Here is a 22,522-nt window from a genome sequence, read left to right on the forward strand (position 1 = left end):
ATGTTACAACTATTTAAAATAGCAATATTAACCTCAACCATGCAGATTAATAGGCATAAAATATAATGTTAATTTATTTTCTTGCGCTTCCACGAAAGCTCAAACGAACTATTTCTATTTTAGTGGACATAGGACTATTGAGTATTGCTTTTTGGGGAGGATATTGGGTTCGTCTTGATGCGCAAATTCCCATTTCTAATTTACCTCAATGGGGACTATTAGCAATACTCACTCCAGTGACTATACTAGTTTTTATAAAATTAGGATTATATCGAGCAGTATTGCGCTATGTGGGCTTCAAAGTTTTATGGACAGTAGCCCTAGGAATTTTGGTATCTACTATATTATTAGTAATATCTGCTTTCTTTTTCAGCATATCTCTGCCACGTACTGTACCTATAATTTATTTCGCATTTGCTATACTGTTAGTTGGTGGCGTTAGGTTATTTTTCCAAATGTTGGTTAATAGAAATAAAAACAATAGAATTCCTGTATTGATCTATGGAGCAGGGTCATCAGGCCGACAATTACAATTAGCTCTAAACCAAGGGCAAGAGTATTTCCCTGTTGCATTTGTTGACGATGATATAACCCTACATAAGACAATGATTCAAGGAATTAGTGTCTATCCCGCTGAAAATATCGATGAATTAATTCTTCGTTTTAACATTAAGAAAATATTATTAGCAATACCTAGTGCATCTAGGTCAACACGCCAAAATGTCATCCACAGCTTAGAACATTTTCCGTGTGAAGTTCTCTCTATTCCAGGGATGACTGACTTAGTAAAAGGGAATGCATTTATTGATGAATTAAAAGAGGTTTCTATAGAAGATCTATTAGGACGTGATCCTGTAGAACCAATACCTGAACTAATGAATGCGAATATAACAAATAAACATGTCATGGTGACAGGGGCTGGTGGTTCTATTGGTTCTGAACTATGCCGTCAAATATTACGCTGTAAACCAGCTAAGTTAGTATTATTTGAATTATCTGAATATAACCTTTACGCAATTGATAAAGAACTTAATGAGCAATGTCATCGTGAAGATATTAAAACTGAGATTATACCTCTTCTAGGTTCAGTTCAGCATCAGTGTCGTTTAAGTACTGCAATGGCTAGCTTTCAAATTCAAACTGTCTACCATGCAGCTGCTTATAAGCATGTTCCTTTAGTTGAATATAACGTAGTCGAAGGAATACGTAACAATATATTTGGTACTCTTTATAGCGCTCAAGCAGCTATAAAAGCGGGTGTTGAAACCTTTGTTCTCATTTCAACAGATAAAGCAGTTCGTTCTACCAACACCATGGGAGCTACTAAGCGTTTGGCAGAATTGATTTTGCAAGCTTTAGCTGAAGCACAAAACCAAACCCGTTTTTGTATGGTTCGTTTTGGCAATGTATTAGGATCATCAGGTTCTGTCGTTCCACTGTTTCGCAAGCAAATTCTGAATGGTGGTCCCATCACTGTAACTCATCCCGATATTATTCGTTACTTTATGACAATTCCAGAGGCTTCCCAATTAGTAATTCAAGCTGGGGCCATGGGTACTGGAGGAGATGTCTTTGTACTTGATATGGGCAATCCTGTTAAGATCCTTGATTTAGCTCACCGTATGATTAGATTAAGTGGCCTAACATTGAAAAACAAACAGAACCCAGAAGGAGATATAGAAGTAAAAGTAGTAGGACTTCGTCCAGGTGAAAAATTATTTGAAGAATTATTAATTGGCGATGCAGTAAATAACACGGCCCACCCGCGTATCATGACTGCTCAAGAAAGCATGTTACCATGGCCGATATTACGTGAACTTTTAATCGAGTTAGCAGATGCATGCCGCAGTTCTGATCATGAAAAAATTCGCCGATTGCTATTAAAAGCGCCAGCAGCATTCGCACCAACAGATGGGATATGTGATCTAGTTTGGAAAGCCCAAAAAAAGCTTGATTTTGATGTAATCCAAGCCGAAAAACATGATATTGAATTTTTTATATCCGAATTACATACCCCCTTTCCCTGATCATTAAAATAATTAACTCCCATAATAATTGCATCAATTATTTATGTGAGAAAATTTATTAAAGGATTCAAATGATTACTTTAATCACCGGCGGAGCCGGCTACATCGGTTCTCATACCGTATTAGCGCTTCTAGAAAAAGGAGCAGATGTTGTCGTTATCGATAATCTCTGCAATTCATCACCAGAATCTCTTCGTAGAGTTGAGAATCTCACTGGCAAATCAGTGAAATTCTATCAAGGTGATATTCTTGACCTAAATTTATTAAATAAAATTTTCCAAGAAAATAAAATAGACACCGTCATCCACTTTGCTGGATTAAAAGCAGTTGGCGAATCCACCAGAAAGCCTCTTGAATATTATCAGAACAATGTTACTGGCACTCTAGTTCTGTTGCAGGCTATGCGTACCAACGGTGTACATCAACTGATTTTCAGCTCATCGGCAACAGTTTATGGCGATCCTGAATCTGTCCCGCTAACTGAAAATGCCAAAGTAGGTGGTACAACTAATCCTTATGGCACTTCTAAGCTGATGGTTGAGCAAGTTCTAAAAGATTTTGCCGCTGCCGAACCAAATTTCAAGATCACCAGTCTAAGATATTTCAATCCTGTTGGTGCTCATTCATCAGGTATGATCGGCGAAGACCCTAACGGTATTCCCAATAATCTGCTGCCTTATATCACTCAGGTTGCTATTGGTCGTCTGGAATGTTTATCCGTCTATGGCAATGATTATCCAACCAAAGATGGAACCGGTATTCGTGATTATATTCATGTGATGGATTTGGCTGAAGGCCATATTGCCGCTATTGACTACCTGAATAAGCAGCCATCCTATGAAGTTTTCAATTTAGGAACAGGTGCTGGTTATTCCGTACTTGAACTACTTCATGCTTTTGAAAAAGCAGCAGGTAAAACAATTCCATATAAGATCACAGACAGGCGCCCTGGAGATATTGCTGAATGTTGGTCTGATCCATCCAGAGCTCTCAATATTCTTGGCTGGCAAGCAACACGCAATATTGACGATATGATGCGTGATAGCTGGAACTGGCAGAAGAATAACCCCAATGGTTTTAGTGGCTGAGAAACTGTCACCTACTCCTCAATAAAATCTTCCTGAATATCTATCTGATTTCTGCTAATCTGTGCCCCTCATTTCTGGGGGGCATATGCTAAACATTGTTTTATTTGAACCTGAAATCCCACCTAATACCGGTAATATTATTCGTCTTTGTGCTAACACCGGCTTTCAGTTGCATCTGATTCAGCCTCTGGGTTTTACCTGGGATGATAAAAGGCTACGTCGCGCCGGGCTGGATTATCATGAGTTTGCCAATATCAAGCAACATCATGATTATCACTCCTTTTTGGAAAACGAAGGGGTTACAGGAGAATCTTTTGCCCGTTTGTTTGCTCTGACGACAAAAGGAACACCAGCACACAGTGCAGTTAGTTATCAAGCTGGAGATTATTTGATGTTTGGACCAGAAACCAGAGGGCTACCGTCTTATGTTCTGGATAATATGCCACCACAACAAAAGATCCGTATTCCAATGCTGGCAGACAGCCGCAGTATGAATCTTTCTAATTCGGTCGCAGTTGTGGTTTTTGAAGCTTGGAGGCAATTGGGTTATTCAGGCGCTTTATTAAAAGAATAGCAGCTATTACCAAAGCTAATGCCGTGCATCTGACCTATTAAAAAACACGGCATTTTGAAGTGCTCTGCTTTATAAGCAGTATATTGCAGCGATTCAAGAATCAAATCCCATCACCATACTCAAAACCATGGTTGATTCCATTAAAGTGCTGGTTCATATCCAGTGATGGCTTTTCGCTTTCAGGTTTACCAACGATACGGGCAGGCACCCCGGCAGCTGTTGTGTGTGGCGGAACAGAGCGAAGTACAACCGAACCAGCGCCAATTTTTGCCCCACGACCAATTTCGATATTGCCAAGTATTTTTGAACCTGCACCAATCATTACCCCTTCCCTGACTTTAGGATGACGATCACCACCTGATTTACCTGTACCACCAAGGGTTACAGATTGCAGGATGGAAACATCATTCTCCACCACAGCTGTTTCACCAATCACAATACCAGTAGCATGGTCAAGCATAATGCCACAGCCAATCTTTGCCGCTGGGTGAATATCAACGCCAAAAGACATTGAAATCTGGTTTTGCAGGTAAATCGCTAATGCTTTACGCCCCTCTCCCCATATCCAATGCGCAATACGATAGGCTTGCAATGCATGAAATCCTTTAAGGTAAAGCAGAGGAGTCGAGTATTTATCTACCGCAGGATCACGTAAACGTACCGCTATGATGTCTCGAGCAGCAGAGACAATCATCTGCTGGTCTGAGCCATAGGCTTCTTCTACAATTTCTCTGACAGCAATAGCCGGCATAATCGGTGTGGCCAGTTTATTAGCCAACATATAGCTTAAAGCACTACCAAGATTTTCATGCTTGAGTAACGTCGCATGAAAAAAACTGGCCAACATCGGTTCACATTCAGCCAGTGCTCTCGCCTCTGTTTTTATGTTCTTCCAAACTTCGTCCAATTCTTCTAGTGACATAATATTTACTCTCACAATAGAACCTATTTCATTATATTTTTTATGTTTTTATTTAAGAGCGTACATCATCGCTCTCATCCTTTCTGGCTCTACCTAACAATGCCTGAGCAGCTTCTATCACATTTTTATTGCAATACAGTATCTGATAGATTTGCTCTGCAATCGGCATTTCTACCCCCGCGCGATTAGCTAACTCACGCACTTCTTTAGTATTGCGATAACCTTCAACAACCTGACCAATCTGGCTCTGGGCTTCTTCAACACTCACTCCTTGCCCCAACATCATGCCAAAACGGCGGTTACGTGATTGGTTATCAGTACAAGTTAAAACTAAATCACCCAATCCTGCCATGCCCATAAAGGTGGAAGGATCAGCGCCGAGCGCTATACCAAGGCGACTCATTTCTGTTAATCCACGGGTAATCAATGCAGTGCGTGCATTAGCACCAAATCCCATACCGTCAGATATTCCGGCACCAATAGCAATGACGTTTTTTACGGCACCACCAAGCTGAACACCAATAAAATCGGGGTTTTTATAAACACGGAAGCTTTTGCCACAATGGAGTAATTGCTGAAGTTCATCACCAAAAGCCGGTTCAGTCGCTGAGATAGCGATCGCAGTGGGTAAACCCGCCGCAAGTTCTTTAGCAAATGTAGGACCCGAAAGCACCGCCAACGGTATTTTGTTACCTAATATCTCACGAGCCACATCCTGCAATAATCGGCCAGTATCAGCTTCTAAGCCTTTACTTGCCCAGACAATACGAGAATCAGGCCGCAAATGGGGTTGTACCTGCTTTAACACTTCACCAAACACATGGCTGGGGACAACAACAAGAATGTTGCGGCTTGCCGCCAATGCTTTTGTCAGGTTTGCTTCAAGCAATAAACTTTCAGGAAAAGTCACATCCGGCAGAAATCCCTGATTGCAACGTGCTTGCTGCAAAGCTTGAATATGCGCTGGATTATGCCCCCAGAGCACAACATCATGACCATTACGTGCTAACGTAATGGCTAATGCGGTGCCGTATGAACCGGCACCGATAACTGTCATAGAAGCAGTGTTATTCATTAGGCTTCCTGTTGAGCCTGCTCACCATCCTGAGATTGTTCTGCCTGCTGTTGCAGGTAATTCATGAACAAAGCATCAAAGTTTACCGGAGCCAGATTAAGTTGTGGAAAAGTACCACGACTCACCAGACTAGTGATGCATTCACGGGCATATGGGAACAGGATATTTGGACAATATGCACCCAGACAATGAGCCAGCTGGGTCCCTTCGATACCTTCGATAGAGAAAATACCGCCTTGTTGTATTTCACATAAGAATGCAGTCTCTTCACCCAGAGTTGCCGTCACAGTGACACGCAGAACAACTTCATAAACCCCCTGAGCCAACTCACTGGAAGCCGTATCCAAGTCCAGTTTTACTTCCGGCTGCCATTCCTGTTGAAACACCTGTGGCGCGTTTGGTGCTTCAAAAGAGATATCTTTGGTATAAATACGTTGGATCTGGAAAGTCATTTCTGTGTTGTTTTGGTCTGACATAATAATTGCTACCTTTCTTTAGATGTCCTTATTAAATTTTCTATGTGAGTGTAACCACTCACCCCCAAATGATTACTTTTTACCACGCGCCAATGGCAAATTTTCTCCTGTCCAGCCAGCCAATCCTTCTTTCAGAGAACATACATGCTCAAAACCAGCACGGATAAGACTTTCAGCCGGAGTACGAGATTCAGTACCATTAGCTGAAACAACAATCACAGGCTGTCCTTTATGTTTTTCCAACTCTGCCAGATTGTTGTCTTTAATTTCAGATGGCGTCAGATTTATTGAACCAATGATATGCCCTTTGCGGAAATCTTCACGGGAACGCAAATCCACAACGATAGCTTCTTCTTTATTGATCAGGTTAATAGCTTGTGCACGAGTTATCTCTTTGGCTTTAGAGAAGAAACCTCTCGCTGTAGTCACAATAACGGCAACCAGCAGCGCAATCCAGATGAGGCTGATGATCATGTGCTGATTAATAAATTGCATGATTTCTTGCAGCATGAGGGCAAAAACTCCGTTGGTTAATAACAAATATCTAAGGTTCCAGAGTATACCTTTGTGTTGCGTCAATTACAGCCAAATAGCGCAAGCTCAATGAAATTTTGCGGAGAGTTTCGAGAAAAATAAAAATATCCTGAAGATGTCGGGTTTTAAGTACATACCCAGAATATTCTCTGCCACACTGAATACATACAGGAATTTCGGCAATAAATAGGCTAAAGTGGCTAATATGTTTATTGTTATCCGATTTCAATGTTAAGACAGCATTATCTGAAAGTGTAAAAAATCAACACAATATCTGGTAAGTAATTGTTCATCATGGAATAATATGGGGTATATTGTAGCAAGGTATGTCTATAGAAATGGCTGACAACAAAGAAATATATAGCCGTAATTATCGGCGCAATCAGAACCTATGGCGGAATAAAATCCATGTCTTATTGTTCTGTGCTTTCTTGTCTGCTGTTTTCAGCTTTAATGCCTTTGCCAACCAGATTACCGACAATAAAAACCAGCTTAAAGATCTTCAGCAAAACATCGCAGAAAAAGAGAAGAGTGTGCAACAACAACAACAACAACGCAGCACGTTGTTAGGTCAACTGAAAGATCAGGAAAATACAATTTCTAATGTTGGCCGCTCCCTATACAGTACCCAAACTCAACTCAATAAGCTGGATAAAGAAATTACTGCTCTCAATGCCAATATCAAGAAACTAAGAAAACAGCAAAAAGTGCAACAAGATATGCTGGCACGCCAGTTAGATGCTGCATTTCGTCAGGGACAACATCAAGGGCTTGAACTTATGTTCAAAGGCGAGGAAGGCAAACGTGGGGAGCGTATCCTCGCTTACTATAGTTATCTTAATCAAGCTCGCCAGGACACGATTGTTACGCTTGAGCAAACCACCGTTGATTTGACTGAACAGAAAAAACTTGAGCAGCAAAAACAAGAAGAACAGAAACAAATTCTGTCCGAACAACAGCAACAAAAGCAGCAGATGGAAGTTGCCCGCAACGCCCGGCAGAAAACCCTGACAGAACTGGAGTCTTCCCTGAAGAAAGACCAGCAATACCTTGCTGAATTAAAACAAAATGAAACCCGTCTGAGAGATAAAATTGCCAAAGCAGAGCGAGAAGCGAAAGCACGTGCTGAACGGGAAGCCAGAGAAGCAGCTCGCGTCCGCGCTCAAATTGCAGCAAAACAAAAACAAGCACAGCAGAAAGGTTCTAGCTATAAACCCACTGAAGATGAACGTGCATTAATGGCTCGTACCGGTGGCCTTGGACGTCCGGCTGGTCAGGCAATCTGGCCTGTTCACGGACGAGTGATCCATGGGTTTGGTGAAGCTCTGCAAGGTGAGTTACGCTGGAAAGGTATGGTGATTTCTGCCAAAGAAGGTACTGAAGTCAAAGCGATATCCGATGGCCGGGTACTACTCGCTGACTGGCTACAAGGCTACGGATTAGTCGTCGTTGTAGAGCACGGCAAAGGCGATATGAGTCTCTATGGCTATAATCAGAGTGCCTTGGTCAGCGTTGGCCAACAAGTTCGTGCTGGGCAACCCATCGCACTGGTCGGTAACAGTGGCGGCCAAAACCAACCCGCGCTTTATTTCGAAATCCGCCGTCAGGGGAGAGCCGTAAACCCACAACCATGGCTTGGGAGATAATCAGATGAGACAACTCTGGTTCACAAAATTCATTGCTATCGCTCTGCTATTTTTCAGTCTGCAAACCAGTGCCTCTCGTCTGGCCATTGTTATTGATGACTTTGGCTACCGTCCTCATAATGAAAGCAAAATATTGCAGATGCCAGTTGCGATTTCTATCGCCATTCTGCCAGATTCCCCATATGGCAGGGAAATGGCAGAAAAAGCATATAAACAAAGACGAGAAATTTTAATCCACCTGCCAATGGCTCCTTTGAGTAAACAACGGTTAGAACCAGATACACTCCAGCCAACAATGAGCAGTGAAGAAATTGACCGTATCATCCAGCAAGCAATACAAAAAGTCCCTTATGCGGTAGGAATGAATAACCATATGGGCAGCGCTATGACTTCAAGCTTGCCAGGAATGCAAAAAGTGATGCACTCACTGTCCCGTTATCGTCTCTATTTTCTCGATAGCGTAACAATCGGTAATTCTCAGGCGACAAAGGCAGCTAAAGGTACACCTGTCCGCGTTATCCGCCGTAATGTTTTTCTAGACGATGTACAATCAGAGGCGGAAACTCGCTATCAGTTAAACCGGGCAATCTCTATTGCCCGTAAGAATGGCTCAGCTATTGCTATCGGCCATCCTCACCCAACAACTATTCGCGCATTACAAAAGATGCTGCCAACACTTCCCGCTGATATTGAATTAGTCAGCCCAAGCATGCTGCTAAGTGGCACACCTGCTGGTGGCAATCAGCATAAATGGGGTAAGCAGTGTGAAATAAAAGAGGCACCAGATACCGTTACCAGCAAAGACTATCTGGCAATCATTGGCGATACCCTGGTTGGTAACCCTATTGTGAATATGGTGAACCAACATATCCAAAAATTGGCTGAAGATAAATCTCAGCAAGAAGAATAAAAAATTATCCTACAAGGCAGAATGATAGAGTTCATTCAATGGCGGTATGCAATATCGCCAATGCCTCTCAACTACAACCTGATCACATCTCACTATCAGTTCTGCCCACATATAATGTCGAATTTACGAATAAAAAACAGACGCTCAAGAACTGAAAGCGCCTGTCAATCTTAGTGGTAATTTACTGATTAATCCCAGTTCAGAATAACTTTGCCAGATTGACCTGAACGCATAATGTCAAAGCCTTTTTGGAAGTCATCAATAGAGAATCGGTGAGTGATAATGGGTGTCAAATCCAAGCCAGATTGAATCAATGCCGCCATTTTGTACCAAGTTTCAAACATTTCACGGCCATAAATACCTTTAATAAACAATCCCTTGAAAATAACCTGGTTCCAGTCAATTGCCATATCTGACGGTGGAATACCCAACAGTGCGACACGACCACCGTGATTCATGGTATCCAATAAGGTACGGAATGCGGCAGGAGCGCCGGACATTTCCAAACCTACATCAAAACCTTCGGTCATGCCTAACTCTGCCATGACATCTGTCAGGCTTTCTTGACTGACATTTACCGCACGGCTAACGCCCATTTTACGTGCCAATGCGAGGCGATATTCGTTAACGTCTGTAATAACAACATGACGCGCACCAACATGCTTACACACTGCCGCAGCCATAATACCAATTGGCCCTGCCCCGGAAACCAGCACATCCTCACCAACCAGATCAAACGAAAGCGCGGTATGAACAGCATTGCCAAATGGGTCAAAAATAGAAGCTAATTCATCGGAGATGTTATCCGGGATTTTGAATGCATTAAATGCAGGAATAACCAGATATTGGGCAAAACAGCCTGGACGGTTTACCCCCACACCAACTGTATTACGGCATAGGTGAGTTCGACCACCACGACAGTTACGGCAATGGCCACAAGTAATATGCCCCTCACCAGACACTCGGTCACCAATTTTAAAACCTTTTACTTCCTGACCAATGGCAACAACTTCACCAACATATTCATGACCGACAACCATCGGTACAGGAATCGTTTTTTGTGACCAATCATCCCAGTTATAGATGTGTACATCCGTACCACAAATCGCAGTTTTACGGATTTTTATCATCACATCATTATGCCCCAGCTCTGGCTCGGGCACATCGGTCATCCAGATGCCTTCTTCTGCCTTTAACTTTGACAATGCTTTCATAGAGATACCTTATGCAATTACTCTTAATTGCTTACCAATTCGCGTGAACGCTGCAACTGCACGCTCAATTTGCTCTTCCGTATGTGCCGCTGACATTTGAGTGCGGATACGGGCCTGATTTTTAGGGACTACCGGATAGAAGAAACCTGTAACATAAATGCCTTCTTTCAGTAATTCTGCGGCAAATTCCTGTGCCAATTTTGCATCGCCTAACATGACAGGGATAATCGCGTGGTCAGCACCTGCCAAAGTGAAACCTGCCGCAGTCATTTTTTCACGGAACAGATTCGCGTTCTTCCACAGACGATCACGTAGCGCATCCCCCTCTTTTAGCATATCCAGTACTTTAATAGATGCCGCGACAATTGCCGGTGCCAGTGAGTTAGAGAACAGATATGGACGGGAACGCTGACGCAACCACTCAACAACTTCTTTACGCGCCGCAGTATAGCCACCTGAAGCACCACCCAACGCTTTGCCTAATGTGCCGGTAATGATGTCAATACGATCCATTACGTCACAATATTCATGAGTACCGCGACCATGAGCACCAACAAAACCAACAGCATGAGAATCATCCACCATGACCATTGCATCAAATTCATCAGCCAGATCACAGATAGATTTCAAGTCAGCAATGACACCATCCATCGAAAATACGCCATCTGTTGCAATCACAATATGGCTAGCATTATCCGCTTTTGCTTTCTCCAACTGTGCTCTCAGTTCCTGCATGTCATTATTAGCATAGCGATAACGCTTCGCTTTACATAAACGGACACCATCAATAATAGAAGCGTGGTTCAGAGCATCAGAGATAATGGCATCTTCCGGCCCAAATAAGGTTTCAAATAAACCTCCGTTAGCATCAAAACAAGAAGAGTAAAGAATAGCATCTTCCATGCCCAAGAATTCTGCCAGCTTTTGCTCCAGCTCTTTATGAGTATCCTGAGTTCCGCAAATAAAGCGAACAGATGCCATGCCAAAACCGTGGCTATCCATTCCCGTTTTAGCCGCTGCAATCAGATCGGGATGATTAGCCAAACCTAAGTAGTTATTTGCACAGAAGTTAATAACATGGCTACCATCAGCGACAGCAATGTCAGCATTCTGTGCAGATGTGATGATACGTTCATTTTTGAATAGCCCTTCAGAATGGGCTTGTTCCAATTGTTCATTAATTTGCTGGTAAAATGATGCTGACATTGATTTTCTCCTGATTAAATAAAGGGGTAGTGACATATTTTACTGATTGATCAGGCTACTGACGACATTACCAGGCAGATAATATTAACTTTGCTGTGCCCGTCACGTCATGCAAACTGAATTAGCATATTATTTCAGTATATGCCCCTGTTTAAGCTGCTGCCCTCAAAAGTGTTAGATGTTATTATAGGAGCCGTTTGCTTCGTATAACCCTGTTGATTGAGGTGAGTCCGATGATAGTTGTTACTGGCGGTGCTGGATTTATTGGCAGCAATATTGTTAAGGCACTGAATGACGAAGGATATAAAGATATTCTGGTCGTAGATAATCTAAAAGATGGTACTAAGTTCGCCAATTTGGCTGACCTGGATATTGCTGATTACATGGATAAGGAAGAGTTTCTTATTGGTATCCTGGCCGGTGATGATTTAGGTGATATTGATGCTATTTTTCATGAAGGTGCTTGTTCATCCACAACCGAGTGGGATGGCAAGTATATGATGGATAATAACTATCAATATTCAAAGGAATTATTGCACTATTGCCTCGATCGTAAAATTCCTTTCCTTTATGCCTCTTCAGCAGCAACTTATGGCGGCCGCAGTGATAACTTTATTGAAGAGCGTCAATATGAGAAACCACTTAATGTTTATGGTTACTCTAAGTTTCTGTTCGATCAGTATGTCCGGGAACTTTTACCTCACGCTGATTCACAGATTTGTGGTTTCCGTTATTTCAATGTGTATGGACCACGAGAAGGACACAAAGGCAGTATGGCCAGTGTTGCATTCCATCTAAACAATCAAATCAATCAGGGACAAAACCCGAAATTATTCGCGGGCAGTGAAAACTTTCAACGTGATTTTATTTACGTTGGCGATGCCGCTGCGGTTAACCTGTGGTTCTGGAAAAATGGCGTTTCTGGTATTTATAACTGTGGGACGGGTCGCGCTGAATCTTTCCAAGCGGTTGCAGATGCAGTGGTTGAATTCCATAAAGATAAATCGCCAACCGTTGAATATATTGATTTTCCTGAACATTTGAAAGGTCGTTATCAGAGCTTCACTCAAGCAGATCTGACTAACCTCCGCGCAGCTGGTTATGATAAACCATTCAAAACAGTTGCCGAAGGCGTAACGGAATATATGCATTGGCTCAATCAGGATAAGTAATCTATTCGCTATGAAAATATTGGTGATCGGCCCTTCGTGGGTGGGTGACATGATGATGTCACAAAGCCTTTACCGAACATTAAAGGCTTTGTACCCTAATGCAGGAATTGATGTTATGGCACCAGCCTGGTGCCGCCCACTGCTGGCAAAAATGCCAGAGGTCAATCAAGCATTAGCAATGCCATTAGGCCATGGTGCATTGGCATTAGGTGAACGTCGTCGACTTGGTGTCGCACTACGTGAACATAAATATGATCGCGCTTATGTGCTACCAAACTCTTTTAAATCTGCGTTAGTTCCTTTTTTCGCCAATATTCCTCTACGCACCGGCTGGCGCGGTGAAATGAGATATGGATTGCTTAATGATATTCGTATACTGAATAAAGAAGCTTTTCCATTAATGGTTCATCGCTATGTCGCATTAGCCTACGATGCAAAGCAGATAAGCAGTGCAACAAATCTCACTCAGCCATTACTATGGCCTCAGTTGAATGTCACTGATGAAGATATTGCCGAATCTACCGCGACATTCAACATTTCTGATCACCGACCGATTATCGGTTTCTGCCCCGGTGCAGAATTTGGTCCGGCGAAACGTTGGCCGCACTATCATTATGCTGCGTTAGCTCAACAACTTATTACGCTAAAGGGATATCAAATTCTGCTGTTTGGCTCTACTAAGGATCACGAAGGTGGAGAAGATATTCGCAAATCACTGACGGAAGAAGCGCGTGAATATTGTATCAATCTTGCCGGACAAACATCTCTTGAACAAGCGGTCAATATTATCGCTGCTTGTGATGCAGTTGTGACTAACGATTCTGGTTTGATGCATGTTGCCGCAGCACTTAATCGCCCTCTCGTTGCACTCTATGGCCCAAGCAGCCCAGATTTTACCCCACCATTATCTGACAAAACAGAAGTTATCCGCCTTATTACTGGTTATCACAAGATCAGAAAAGGTGACAGTGCACATGGCTATCATCAGAGTCTTATCGATATCCAACCAGAGCAGGTTATGGCTTCTCTGGAAAAATTATTAAAAGTGGAGAATCAGAATTAATGCGGGTTTTACTGGTTAAAACTTCTTCCATGGGAGACGTACTCCACTCTCTCCCGGCACTTACTGATGCAGAAAAAAATCTGCCTAATGTCCGTTTTGATTGGGTGGTGGAAGAAGGCTTTGCACAAATCCCAGGTTGGCACAGTGCTGTTGATAACATTATTCCTGTTGCTATTCGCCGCTGGCGTAAAAGCTGGTTTAGTAAAGAGACCTGCTCAGAACGCCGTTTATTCAAAGAAACACTAAAATTACATCAATATGATGCCATTATTGATGCTCAAGGGTTATTGAAAAGCGCATTACTGGTCACTCGCTTAGCTCATGGCCCCAAACACGGTTACGACCGTAAAAGCATCCGAGAGCCGTTGGCAAGTTTCTTTTATGATTTCCGTCATCCAGTCAGTAAGCAACAACACGCTGTAGAACGTATCCGGGAATTATTTGCTGTCAGTCTTGGTTATAGCAAACCGACAACACAAGGTGATTATGGCATTGCCTGCCATTTTTTAAAGCAACAACCAAAAAATCAAGACGATTATCTGGTTTTTCTCCATGCCACTACCCGCGACGAAAAACATTGGCCGGAAAGCCACTGGTGTAAACTGATTGCTGAAATTCAACCAACAGGTATACGAATTAAACTCCCTTGGGGAGCTGAACATGAGCATCAACGTGCACTGAGGCTGGCAGAAGGTTTCCCTCATGTGGAGGTACTGCCAAAACTGACTTTAGCCCAAGTAGCCCAACAACTGGCGGGAGCAAAAGCGGTTGTTTCTGTTGATACTGGCCTGAGCCACCTCACCGCGGCACTGGATCGCCCTAATATTACGCTATTTGGCCCGACAGACCCGGGCCTGATCGGGGGCTATGGCAAAGAACAAATGCCTTTAAAAGCAGAGGATGGGGATATCAAAAGTATTACGCCATCGCAGGTGTTAGCACATCTTCAGAAAGAACGAGTCTAAAGGTAACCCAGAAAACAATTTTGCATAATTGCTTTCTCAACAAGCGGTTAGAATTATTTAAGCATATTTATATTGCACTAATAATCCACCTGACTATTAGTGCAACTCTATTAATAAACTACAATATGTAATTACAACCATTATCAATTCTGTTTTCTCTAATACCCATCCACTGAGTAAAAATAGATAAGAAACTGAAAACACTTCAGGAAATAAGCAATATATTTTTTATCTTAAATTTCCCAATAAAAGATCTTAATAACAGATGGATAAACTGCGGCTCATGTTTTTTGGCATTTGATATTAATTTAATATCAAATCGAATAATACTCCTACAATCAGATGATTGTAGGAGTATTAAATGTAAAATTTACTAATATTATAGTCGTAAAAAATAATAACACATTTAAACATATAGCCTGATAAAATGCACATCTCTGTTTAAATATGTCAAAGCATGAATTATAAGAATATAAGAAATAGTAAATAAATTTTCACCTATTTCTTTCCTGTCTCTTTGACTGATAATATTCAGCCAATGTCATACCCTGAACTTTGGGTTTAAGATAGTTAAACAATCCTTCTAAGTCCTGATAAAGACGCTCAATTTGTTCCTCATCTTTAAATATTGGACTACCACCCGGCATAAACTCAGAGGAATGCAGCATAAATTCAATATAATCACTACCTTCAGCCAATGTTTGCTGAACAACTTTTTTCATTTGTTCCAGATTACCACCTTTTGGCCTCAACCAGTTAACAGATGGAGAACGCTGTTTCCCACGCAAACTATCATATTTCTGTTTAAGGAAGTTCATCAATGGTGGATGCTTATATTGAATACTCATGGGTACCTCTAACAAAGAAGAATCTCCCCGCTTAGAAATATCCTGTAAATCCATAAAATAGGCATAAGATGGAAAGTGACTGTAATCAGTTCCACCATCACCACTAGGATCGCCTTTTGTGAAACTCCAATTAACTCTTGGTGTTACAGAACAGTCAACTTGATAACCATATTCCACTAACAACTCAGCATAATATTCATTAAATGCCCAACGCCCCGCTCGATGACTTAGCATTTTAGTTTGTAGTTTATCTTCCAACAGGTTAGTCATCAGATCAACCTTCGCCCTGATTTGCTCTTTCGGAAATTCAATCAGATAAGGTTTATAACGCATATCATCGTCTGTAAGAGGAACAAGCGGTGGACTATTCCAGGCATGTAAATGCATACCAATTTCACCCTGCCCCCTGGCAATCACATCTTTAGCAAAGTCGATGTATAAATCATCCATTGCCATCTCATAGTTCGTTAGCCAAACAGGTTTAAAACCAAAACGTTCACATAAGCCCTGAAATCTTGGTAAATAACGCGTATTCTCTGTCGAAATCTGACTGTGGTTTCTCCACAAGTCATCACCTTCAGTATCAATAGTGATAATAAATGCTGGTAAAATCATCAGATGCATGCCTAAAACACAACCAAATTTGGGTCTTTATGGTACTCAGGTCAGTGACATAGCGCAATTAACTTAACTATTAAATGGTAGTTTTATGTATGCTTCATTTAATTCTGGAACTGGATCGCATTATTTACTTAAACAGAATAAATAAAGTAGCAGCAGCCATGTCCCTCTATTAAAATCATTATATTGTTAATTTGCAGAATAAATAATAATGGCAAATAAAATTGGCAATTTTCAACGAATCTTAGTGATAAAACTCCAACATCATGGAGATATGCTGTTAATCACTCCAGTAATTAGCACATTAAAATATCATTATCCAGAAGCCGAAATTGATATTTTGCTTTATCAAGAAACTCAGCCAATGTTAGAAAATTCTCCCGATATCTCCCGTATTTTTTCCATTGACCGAAAATGGAAAAAGTTGGGAACTAAATCACGTCTCCGTCATGAATATCAGTTACTTAAAAAATTACGAAAACGCCATTATGATTTGGTTTTGAATCTGGCAGACCAATGGCGAAGCGCATTTATCACTTTATTCACTGGCGCGCCAATCCGTTTAGGTTTCAATTACCCCAAACGGCAGAACTGGAAATGGCATCTCTGCTATACTAAAGTTATTAATACAGCTCAGCACCATTCAATGCATACTGTAGAGCAAAATCTTTCCATTCTAAATCCTCTGAATTTATCCTCATTTATGATTAATGTGAAGATGAATTACAGTGAGAAAGATTTAATCTGGGTAAAAGAAATTTTGGCTCAACATGCTATTGGACAAAAATACATTGTTATTCAGCCAACATCCCGCTGGTTTTTTAAATGCTGGGATGAAAAGAAAATGGCAGAAATAATAACTTCATTAAAAAATGATGGAAAGCAAGTTATCTTAACATCAGGCCCCGATGAACGAGAGATAACAATGATAAATAATATCTTATCGTATTGTCCCGATAAAAACATAATATCTTTGGCCGGACAATTAACTTTGCCAAAATTAGCTGCACTCATTGACCATGCTCAGTTACTAATCAGCGTTGATTCTGTTCCTATACATATGGCTGCCGCTTTAAGCACTCCCTGCATTGCCCTCTTTGGCCCATCCAAACTAACACTTTGGCGACCATGGCAAGCGATTGGTGAGGTTATTTGGGCTGGAAATTATGGTAGACTGCCCGACCCAGATGATATTGATACCGATACCAACGAACGGTACTTAGACTTGATCCCAACAGAAGCTGTTATTTCCTCGGCAAGGAGGCACCTCTTATGAAACATTTGCGTTTGGCTATCATTCGTCAGAAATATCGTCCCGATGGAGGAGCCGAACGTTTCGTTTCAAGGGCGCTGGAAGCTTTGAGTCATCAGCAATTAGAGCTGAATGTTATCACCCGATCCTGGCAAGGAGAAAATAACCCAAATTGGCATCTTCACTTATGCAATCCGATTAAATTAGGCCGCATTAGCCGAGAAAAAGGCTTCGCCAAAGCAGCTCGTTCTATTTGGCAACAAGAAAAATTTGATTTAGTCCAAAGCCATGAAAGGATTGCCGGCTGTGATATTTATCGCGCAGGTGATGGGGTTCATCGCCGCTGGTTATTGCAACGGGCAAAAATTTTGCCTAAATGGCGCGCAACGTGGTTGTTGAACGATCGCTATCATCGTTATGTTATGGATGCAGAAAAAGAGATGTATTCAGCACCTGAACTCAAAAAAGTCATTTGTAATGCTGAAATGATCAAAAAAGAATTGGTGGAGGATTTTAACCTTGCCGAAGATAAGATTTCTGTCATCTATAACGCCATCGACCACAAAAAATTTTACCCCGCAAACGAGCAAACTCGGTTACAACTGCGGAAAAAGAATTACATTCCAGTAAATACCAAGTGTTTAATTTACGTTGGTTCTGGGTTTGAACGGAAAGGATTAGCCTCCGCAATTAAAGCTATTGCAAGAACGGGTGATTACTTGTTAGTTATCGGTAAAGATAAAGAGCAAAAAAAATATTTCGCTCTGGCAAATTCCTTAGGTTGCAACGAACGTATCCGCTTTATGGGATTACAGAAACACACTCTTCCTTTTTACCAGATGGCAGATGCTTTATTACTGCCCACATTGTACGATCCATTTCCAAATGTCATTCTTGAAGCGATGGCCTGCGGTTTACCCGTTATTACCAGTACGACATGTGGTGGTTCCGAATTTGTCATTCAAGAAAAAAATGGTTTTGTTTGTGACGCTCTTGGCATTAGTCAACTAACAGAAGCGATTCAATGTATACCTGATAACATCTTGGGCACAAAAATGTCATCCGAAGCAAGAAACCGAATTCTGCATTCGACACCCGAACATTTATCACAGCAACTTATTCATCTTTATCAACGAGTATTGGCACAGTGACAGAACATATCCTTTTTATTATCGATGGATTACCTGGTGGTGGCGCAGAAAACGTCACACTTAGGCTCGCCAATGGATTACATCAATCTGGTTATCAAATCTCCATTCTTTCACTTGATACCAGGCTGGCTTATACCATCCCTGACGGGATTAATTACCTTGTCGATGCGGATCATTATCAAGGCCCCTTAAGAAGACTCAATGAGCTTAATCGCAGAGCTAAATCTATGGATAAAGTTTTACAGAAACTTTTCCAAGAAAAAAATAAACCGGCTCTTGTAATCTCTAATCTGCACAAAACTGACAGAATCGTTGTTAAATCAAAAGTTTTAGCTGATTGTAATGTCTGGCATTGCATCCACGGTATCTTTTCTCAATCTTACCTTGGTAATAAAAGCGGACTTGCTTACTGGATAAAAAAAGAAAAAATTAAAAAAACCTATAAAAACAGGAAGCTTGTTTGTGTCTCTGATGCAGTAAGTGATGATTTAAAAACAAATATTTCTCTGCAACCAGCAGAAGTACTGACTATTTACAATCCATTTGATTTTAAAGAAATCAAAGAAAAAGCAAATCAAGACAATCCTTACCACGGAATAGAATATCTGCTACACGTTGGTCGTTTTCATGTAGTTAAACGCCATGACCGCCTTCTGGAAGCCTTTGCTAAAGCGGAACTTCCTTGTAAGTTACTTATCGTTGGTAAAGGGGAAGAACAAGCTGAATCAGAGATTAAACAGAAAATCAGTGAACTTAATCTTACCGATAAAGTTATTTTAGCTGGCTTTCATGCTAACCCCCTACCTATTATTCGTGAAGCAAAAGCCGTCGTTATCAGTTCAGATAGCGAAGGTTTACCAACGGTTCTGATTGAAGCATTAATCTGTCACACACCGATTGTCAGCACTCAATGTCCCGGTGGTGTCAATGAGATTATGACGGGTGAATTAACGCAATATTTATCTCAGCTTACGCCTGACTCGTTAGCTGAAAAAATGCAATTGATCTATAATCACCCCCCTGTAATTACTGAAGATATGTATAAGAAGTTTGATAGTGACCATATACTGCGACAATATGTGTCACTGATAGATAAACGCAGCTTTTAAGACATCAACCGTCTCTATCTTATACAGATATGCATTTTCACACTTTCCTTGAAGCAGTGTGATACTATTGGCGCTAATTTATATAAATGAATTTGATAGAATGTTATTGCGTTTATATCAGGTACTTCTCTACCTCATCCAACCTCTGATTTGGTTGCGTTTATTTCTTCGCAGCCGCAAGGCCCCTGCTTACCGTAAGCGCTGGGGTGAACGTTACGGTTTCTGTGCTGGTAAAGTTGCCGCTGGGGGCATCCTGCTTCATTCAGTTTCCGTCGGAGAGACGTTAGCCGCAATCCCGTTGGTCAGAGCTTTACGTCACCACTACCCTTTCTTACCGATTACAGTGACTACGATGACGCCGACCGGCTCAGAGAGAGTGCTTTCTGCTTTGGGAAATGATGTTAATCACGTCTATTTACCTTACGATCTGCCTGGCTCTATGGAGCGCTTTCTCAATCAAGTTAATCCAAAGTTAGTTATCATTATGGAAACAGAGCTTTGGCCTAACCTCATTTTCCAGCTTCATCGACGTAATATTCCTCTAGTCATTGCTAATGCCCGTTTATCTGCTCGTTCGGCTGCGGGATACCAAAAAATAGGCCATTTCGTAAAAACAATTTTGCACAAAATTACCTTGATTACAGCGCAGAATCAGGAAGATGGCGAACGTTTCATTGAATTAGGTTTGAGACGCTCTCAATTGGCTATCACTGGCAGTTTGAAATTTGATATTTCAGTCACACCTGAATTGGCAGCTAAGGCGGTGACATTACGACGACAATGGGCTGCTCGTCGTCCTGTCTGGATAGCCACGAGTACCCACGATGGAGAAGAGAGTTATATTCTGGATGCTCATTGCAATTTATTGAAACAATTCCCAAATTTGCTACTGATTCTCGTGCCACGCCATCCTGAACGTTTTGCTAAAGCTGAAGAACTAACAAAGAAAGTCGGGTTAAGTTATATTCTTCGCAGTTCCGGGAAAATCCCCGAAGCCAATATCCAGGTTGTTATTGGCGATACAATGGGTGAGCTGATGCTACTCTATGGTATTGCAGATCTGGCTTTTGTTGGTGGCAGCCTGGTTGAGCGCGGTGGACATAACCCACTAGAAGCCGCAGCCCATGCCATTCCAGTGTTAATGGGCCCCCATACCTTTAACTTTAAAGATATCTGCGCCAAATTGGATCAAGCTAATGGCCTGATTACCGTTACTGACAGCCAATCTCTGTTCACCGAAATCAACAGCTTGCTGACTGATGAAGATTATCGCTTGTACTATGGCCGCCACGCCGCAGAAGTATTGCATGAGAATCAGGGTACCCTTCAACGTCTGCTTAAATTGCTGGAACCCTATCTCCCCCCACGGAGCCACTGAATGAGTAAGAGAAAACGTCTTTCCGTTGTCATGATTACCCAGAATTCAGCGGATCTGATCAGAGATTGTCTGGCCTCAGTCAGTTGGGCTGATGAAATCATCGTGCTTGATTCTGGCAGTTCAGATGATACCTGCCAGATAGCACAAGCCATGGGTGCAAAAATATTTTCCAATACAGAATGGCCGGGATTTGGTCGCCAGCGCCAGCTAGCTCAGCAATACGCTTCTGGTGATTATATTTTTATGATCGATACTGATGAGCGTGTAACGCCAGAACTGAAAGCATCTATACAGCAAGTTCTGAACCATGCTGATAACAACAAAGTCTACAGCTGCGCCCGCCGGAATTTATTTCTTGGCCGCTTTATGAAACACAGTGGCTGGTATCCCGATAGAGTCCTTCGCCTCTATGCCCGTGATCGTTATCAATACAACGATAATCAGGTTCATGAATCGCTTGAAACCCATGGAGCACCGGTTGTTATTTTGAAAGGGGATTTACTTCATCTTACTTGTCGTGACCTGATGGAATTTCAGAGAAAACAGCTAAATTATGCTAAAGCATGGGCCAAACAACGTCACGAACAAGGTAAACAGTGCAGTTATTTTTCGATTTTTAGCCATACTTTTGGTGCTTTCGTTAAAACCTGGCTGTTGCGGGCCGGCTTTCTTGATGGTAAACAGGGATTAATACTGGCTATCGTTAACGCTCAATATACGTTTAATAAGTATGCCGCGTTGTGGGAAAAGAGACAGCAATAAGGGTAAAATTAATGAAAACCAAAGCTATTTATCCCGGAACATTTGATCCTGTTACCTACGGACATATCGATATTGTTACCCGTGCTGCGGGTATGTTTGACCACGTTCTGTTTGCTATTGCTAATAGTGCCAGGAAAAATCCGGTGTTTACTCTGGATGAACGCGTTGCCATGGCAAAAGAAGTAACCTCACATCTAGATAATGTGGAAGTAGTGGGTTTTTGTGAATTGATGGCTAATTTCGCAAAGAAGCAACAGGCCAATATTCTTATCCGCGGCCTTCGTTCAGTGTCTGATTTTGAGTATGAATGGCAGCTTGCAAATATGAACCGCCACTTTATGCCTGAATTGGAGAGTGTCTTTTTACTACCATCACAAAATCTCTCGTTTGTATCTTCGTCCTTGATTAAAGATGTCGCCCGTCACGATGGCGATATCTCATCATTCCTGCCAGAACCTGCTGCACAGGCAATGCTAAAAAAATTAGGTAAATAAGCTTCTGAAATTATCGGGATTAGCCGGGATACTCC

General features: G+C 41.7%; 21 protein-coding genes. 14 read left to right on the top strand and 7 right to left on the bottom strand.

Annotated elements, in window-relative coordinates; all coding sequences use genetic code 11:
• Positions 1-65: 65 nt before the first annotated feature.
• The 3 genes from BDD30_RS12065 (at position 66) to trmL (ending at position 3,689) form a co-directional block, all read left to right on the top strand.
• Complete coding sequence (locus BDD30_RS12065) at positions 66-2,027, top strand: polysaccharide biosynthesis protein (protein WP_015836408.1); 1,962 nt, start codon at positions 66-68, stop codon at positions 2,025-2,027.
• A gap of 71 nt (positions 2,028-2,098) precedes the next feature.
• Entirely contained in the window at positions 2,099-3,115 is a 1,017-nt protein-coding gene (gene galE / locus BDD30_RS12070) for a UDP-glucose 4-epimerase GalE (RefSeq protein WP_015836409.1), read from the top strand.
• Positions 3,116-3,200: 85 nt separating this feature from the next.
• The gene (gene trmL / locus BDD30_RS12075) at positions 3,201-3,689 is read left to right on the top strand and encodes a tRNA (uridine(34)/cytosine(34)/5-carboxymethylaminomethyluridine(34)-2'-O)-methyltransferase TrmL (protein ID WP_041382612.1); all 489 of its coding nucleotides are present in this window, start codon (positions 3,201-3,203) and stop codon (positions 3,687-3,689) included.
• Between the two features lie 100 nt (positions 3,690-3,789).
• Here trmL and cysE read toward each other — a convergent pair whose 3' ends face one another.
• From cysE to BDD30_RS12095, 4 genes are all read right to left on the bottom strand, one after another.
• On the bottom strand, positions 3,790-4,611 hold the full coding sequence (cysE, locus tag BDD30_RS12080) for a serine O-acetyltransferase (protein WP_041382613.1): 822 nt from the start codon (positions 4,609-4,611) through the stop codon (positions 3,790-3,792).
• A gap of 52 nt (positions 4,612-4,663) precedes the next feature.
• Positions 4,664-5,686, bottom strand: a complete 1,023-nt coding sequence (gene gpsA / locus BDD30_RS12085; protein ID WP_015836412.1) for an NAD(P)H-dependent glycerol-3-phosphate dehydrogenase — start codon at positions 5,684-5,686, stop codon at positions 4,664-4,666.
• The gene (secB, locus tag BDD30_RS12090) at positions 5,686-6,162 is read right to left on the bottom strand and encodes a protein-export chaperone SecB (RefSeq protein WP_015836413.1); all 477 of its coding nucleotides are present in this window, start codon (positions 6,160-6,162) and stop codon (positions 5,686-5,688) included. Before secB ends, gpsA begins: the two co-directional genes overlap by 1 nt.
• A 72-nt stretch (positions 6,163-6,234) precedes the next feature.
• Entirely contained in the window at positions 6,235-6,672 is a 438-nt protein-coding gene (locus BDD30_RS12095) for a rhodanese-like domain-containing protein (RefSeq protein ID WP_041382614.1), read from the bottom strand.
• A 362-nt stretch (positions 6,673-7,034) separates the two neighbouring features.
• Here BDD30_RS12095 and envC point away from each other — a divergent pair, with 362 nt between their 5' ends.
• Complete coding sequence (envC, locus tag BDD30_RS12100; protein ID WP_041382615.1) at positions 7,035-8,342, top strand: murein hydrolase activator EnvC; 1,308 nt, start codon at positions 7,035-7,037, stop codon at positions 8,340-8,342.
• A gap of 4 nt (positions 8,343-8,346) precedes the next feature.
• Positions 8,347-9,252: a divergent polysaccharide deacetylase family protein gene (locus BDD30_RS12105; RefSeq protein WP_015836416.1), complete on the top strand. Its 906-nt coding sequence runs from the start codon at positions 8,347-8,349 to the stop codon at positions 9,250-9,252.
• Between the two features lie 188 nt (positions 9,253-9,440).
• Here the strand turns inward: BDD30_RS12105 and tdh are convergent, their stop codons facing one another.
• A complete protein-coding gene (tdh, locus tag BDD30_RS12110; protein ID WP_015836417.1) occupies positions 9,441-10,466 on the bottom strand; it encodes an L-threonine 3-dehydrogenase in 1,026 nt (341 codons plus the stop codon).
• 9 nt (positions 10,467-10,475) lie between these two features.
• Positions 10,476-11,672, bottom strand: coding sequence for a glycine C-acetyltransferase (gene kbl, locus BDD30_RS12115; protein ID WP_015836418.1), 1,197 nt, complete (start codon positions 11,670-11,672; stop codon positions 10,476-10,478).
• Positions 11,673-11,905: 233 nt separating this feature from the next.
• Between kbl and rfaD the strand changes: the two genes are divergently transcribed.
• From rfaD to rfaC, 3 genes are read left to right on the top strand one after another with little or no spacing between them, the layout of a single operon-like run.
• Entirely contained in the window at positions 11,906-12,844 is a 939-nt protein-coding gene (gene rfaD, locus BDD30_RS12120) for an ADP-glyceromanno-heptose 6-epimerase (protein WP_041382616.1), read from the top strand.
• Positions 12,845-12,854: 10 nt separating this feature from the next.
• Positions 12,855-13,907, top strand: coding sequence for an ADP-heptose--LPS heptosyltransferase RfaF (rfaF, locus tag BDD30_RS12125; protein ID WP_015836420.1), 1,053 nt, complete (start codon positions 12,855-12,857; stop codon positions 13,905-13,907).
• Complete coding sequence (gene rfaC, locus BDD30_RS12130) at positions 13,907-14,872, top strand: lipopolysaccharide heptosyltransferase RfaC (protein WP_015836421.1); 966 nt, start codon at positions 13,907-13,909, stop codon at positions 14,870-14,872. Before rfaF ends, rfaC begins: the two co-directional genes overlap by 1 nt.
• 494 nt (positions 14,873-15,366) lie before the next feature.
• Here the strand turns inward: rfaC and BDD30_RS12135 are convergent, their stop codons facing one another.
• On the bottom strand, positions 15,367-16,335 hold the full coding sequence (locus BDD30_RS12135) for a polysaccharide deacetylase family protein (RefSeq protein WP_015836422.1): 969 nt from the start codon (positions 16,333-16,335) through the stop codon (positions 15,367-15,369).
• Positions 16,336-16,552: 217 nt separating this feature from the next.
• Between BDD30_RS12135 and rfaQ the strand changes: the two genes are divergently transcribed.
• The 6 genes from rfaQ to coaD all read left to right on the top strand — a co-directional run bounded on the left by rfaQ (position 16,553) and on the right by coaD (position 22,487).
• Complete coding sequence (gene rfaQ, locus BDD30_RS12140; protein ID WP_015836423.1) at positions 16,553-17,617, top strand: putative lipopolysaccharide heptosyltransferase III; 1,065 nt, start codon at positions 16,553-16,555, stop codon at positions 17,615-17,617.
• A complete protein-coding gene (locus tag BDD30_RS12145; RefSeq protein WP_015836424.1) occupies positions 17,614-18,744 on the top strand; it encodes a glycosyltransferase family 4 protein in 1,131 nt (376 codons plus the stop codon). Before rfaQ ends, BDD30_RS12145 begins: the two co-directional genes overlap by 4 nt.
• Positions 18,741-19,853 carry a glycosyltransferase gene (locus BDD30_RS12150; RefSeq protein ID WP_015836425.1) on the top strand — a complete coding sequence of 371 codons (1,113 nt, stop codon included), beginning with the start codon at positions 18,741-18,743 and terminating at the stop codon, positions 19,851-19,853. The genes BDD30_RS12145 and BDD30_RS12150 overlap by 4 nt, the downstream gene beginning before the upstream one ends.
• A 100-nt stretch (positions 19,854-19,953) precedes the next feature.
• Positions 19,954-21,231, top strand: coding sequence for a lipid IV(A) 3-deoxy-D-manno-octulosonic acid transferase (gene waaA / locus BDD30_RS12155; protein WP_015836426.1), 1,278 nt, complete (start codon positions 19,954-19,956; stop codon positions 21,229-21,231).
• Positions 21,232-21,993, top strand: coding sequence for a glycosyltransferase family 2 protein (locus BDD30_RS12160; protein ID WP_015836427.1), 762 nt, complete (start codon positions 21,232-21,234; stop codon positions 21,991-21,993).
• A gap of 11 nt (positions 21,994-22,004) precedes the next feature.
• Positions 22,005-22,487 (top strand): pantetheine-phosphate adenylyltransferase, encoded by a 483-nt coding sequence (coaD, locus tag BDD30_RS12165; protein WP_015836428.1) that lies wholly within the window; start codon positions 22,005-22,007, stop codon positions 22,485-22,487.
• Positions 22,488-22,522 lie beyond the last annotated feature (35 nt).

The organism is Photorhabdus asymbiotica, from assembly GCF_003634575.1.
In the GTDB taxonomy this organism is placed as follows: domain Bacteria; phylum Pseudomonadota; class Gammaproteobacteria; order Enterobacterales; family Enterobacteriaceae; genus Photorhabdus; species Photorhabdus asymbiotica.

Excerpts from the sequence above, each read along its gene's own strand:
- rfaF (WP_015836420.1), top strand. The coding sequence starts at position 12,855 with ATGAAAATATTGGTGATCGGCCCTTCGTGGGTGGGTGACATGATGATG.
- BDD30_RS12105 (WP_015836416.1), top strand. The coding sequence starts at position 8,347 with ATGAGACAACTCTGGTTCACAAAATTCATTGCTATCGCTCTGCTATTT.
- BDD30_RS12160 (WP_015836427.1), top strand. The coding sequence starts at position 21,232 with ATGAGTAAGAGAAAACGTCTTTCCGTTGTCATGATTACCCAGAATTCA.
- BDD30_RS12145 (WP_015836424.1), top strand. The coding sequence starts at position 17,614 with ATGAAACATTTGCGTTTGGCTATCATTCGTCAGAAATATCGTCCCGAT.
- cysE (WP_041382613.1), bottom strand. The coding sequence starts at position 4,611 with ATGTCACTAGAAGAATTGGACGAAGTTTGGAAGAACATAAAAACAGAG.
- BDD30_RS12065 (WP_015836408.1), top strand. The coding sequence starts at position 66 with ATGTTAATTTATTTTCTTGCGCTTCCACGAAAGCTCAAACGAACTATT.
- BDD30_RS12135 (WP_015836422.1), bottom strand. The coding sequence starts at position 16,335 with ATGATTTTACCAGCATTTATTATCACTATTGATACTGAAGGTGATGAC.
- galE (WP_015836409.1), top strand. The coding sequence starts at position 2,099 with ATGATTACTTTAATCACCGGCGGAGCCGGCTACATCGGTTCTCATACC.
- waaA (WP_015836426.1), top strand. The coding sequence starts at position 19,954 with ATGTTATTGCGTTTATATCAGGTACTTCTCTACCTCATCCAACCTCTG.
- trmL (WP_041382612.1), top strand. The coding sequence starts at position 3,201 with ATGCTAAACATTGTTTTATTTGAACCTGAAATCCCACCTAATACCGGT.
- coaD (WP_015836428.1), top strand. The coding sequence starts at position 22,005 with ATGAAAACCAAAGCTATTTATCCCGGAACATTTGATCCTGTTACCTAC.
- gpsA (WP_015836412.1), bottom strand. The coding sequence starts at position 5,686 with ATGAATAACACTGCTTCTATGACAGTTATCGGTGCCGGTTCATACGGC.
- rfaD (WP_041382616.1), top strand. The coding sequence starts at position 11,906 with ATGATAGTTGTTACTGGCGGTGCTGGATTTATTGGCAGCAATATTGTT.
- tdh (WP_015836417.1), bottom strand. The coding sequence starts at position 10,466 with ATGAAAGCATTGTCAAAGTTAAAGGCAGAAGAAGGCATCTGGATGACC.
- rfaQ (WP_015836423.1), top strand. The coding sequence starts at position 16,553 with ATGGCAAATAAAATTGGCAATTTTCAACGAATCTTAGTGATAAAACTC.
- rfaC (WP_015836421.1), top strand. The coding sequence starts at position 13,907 with ATGCGGGTTTTACTGGTTAAAACTTCTTCCATGGGAGACGTACTCCAC.
- envC (WP_041382615.1), top strand. The coding sequence starts at position 7,035 with ATGGCTGACAACAAAGAAATATATAGCCGTAATTATCGGCGCAATCAG.
- kbl (WP_015836418.1), bottom strand. The coding sequence starts at position 11,672 with ATGTCAGCATCATTTTACCAGCAAATTAATGAACAATTGGAACAAGCC.
- secB (WP_015836413.1), bottom strand. The coding sequence starts at position 6,162 with ATGTCAGACCAAAACAACACAGAAATGACTTTCCAGATCCAACGTATT.
- BDD30_RS12095 (WP_041382614.1), bottom strand. The coding sequence starts at position 6,672 with ATGCTGCAAGAAATCATGCAATTTATTAATCAGCACATGATCATCAGC.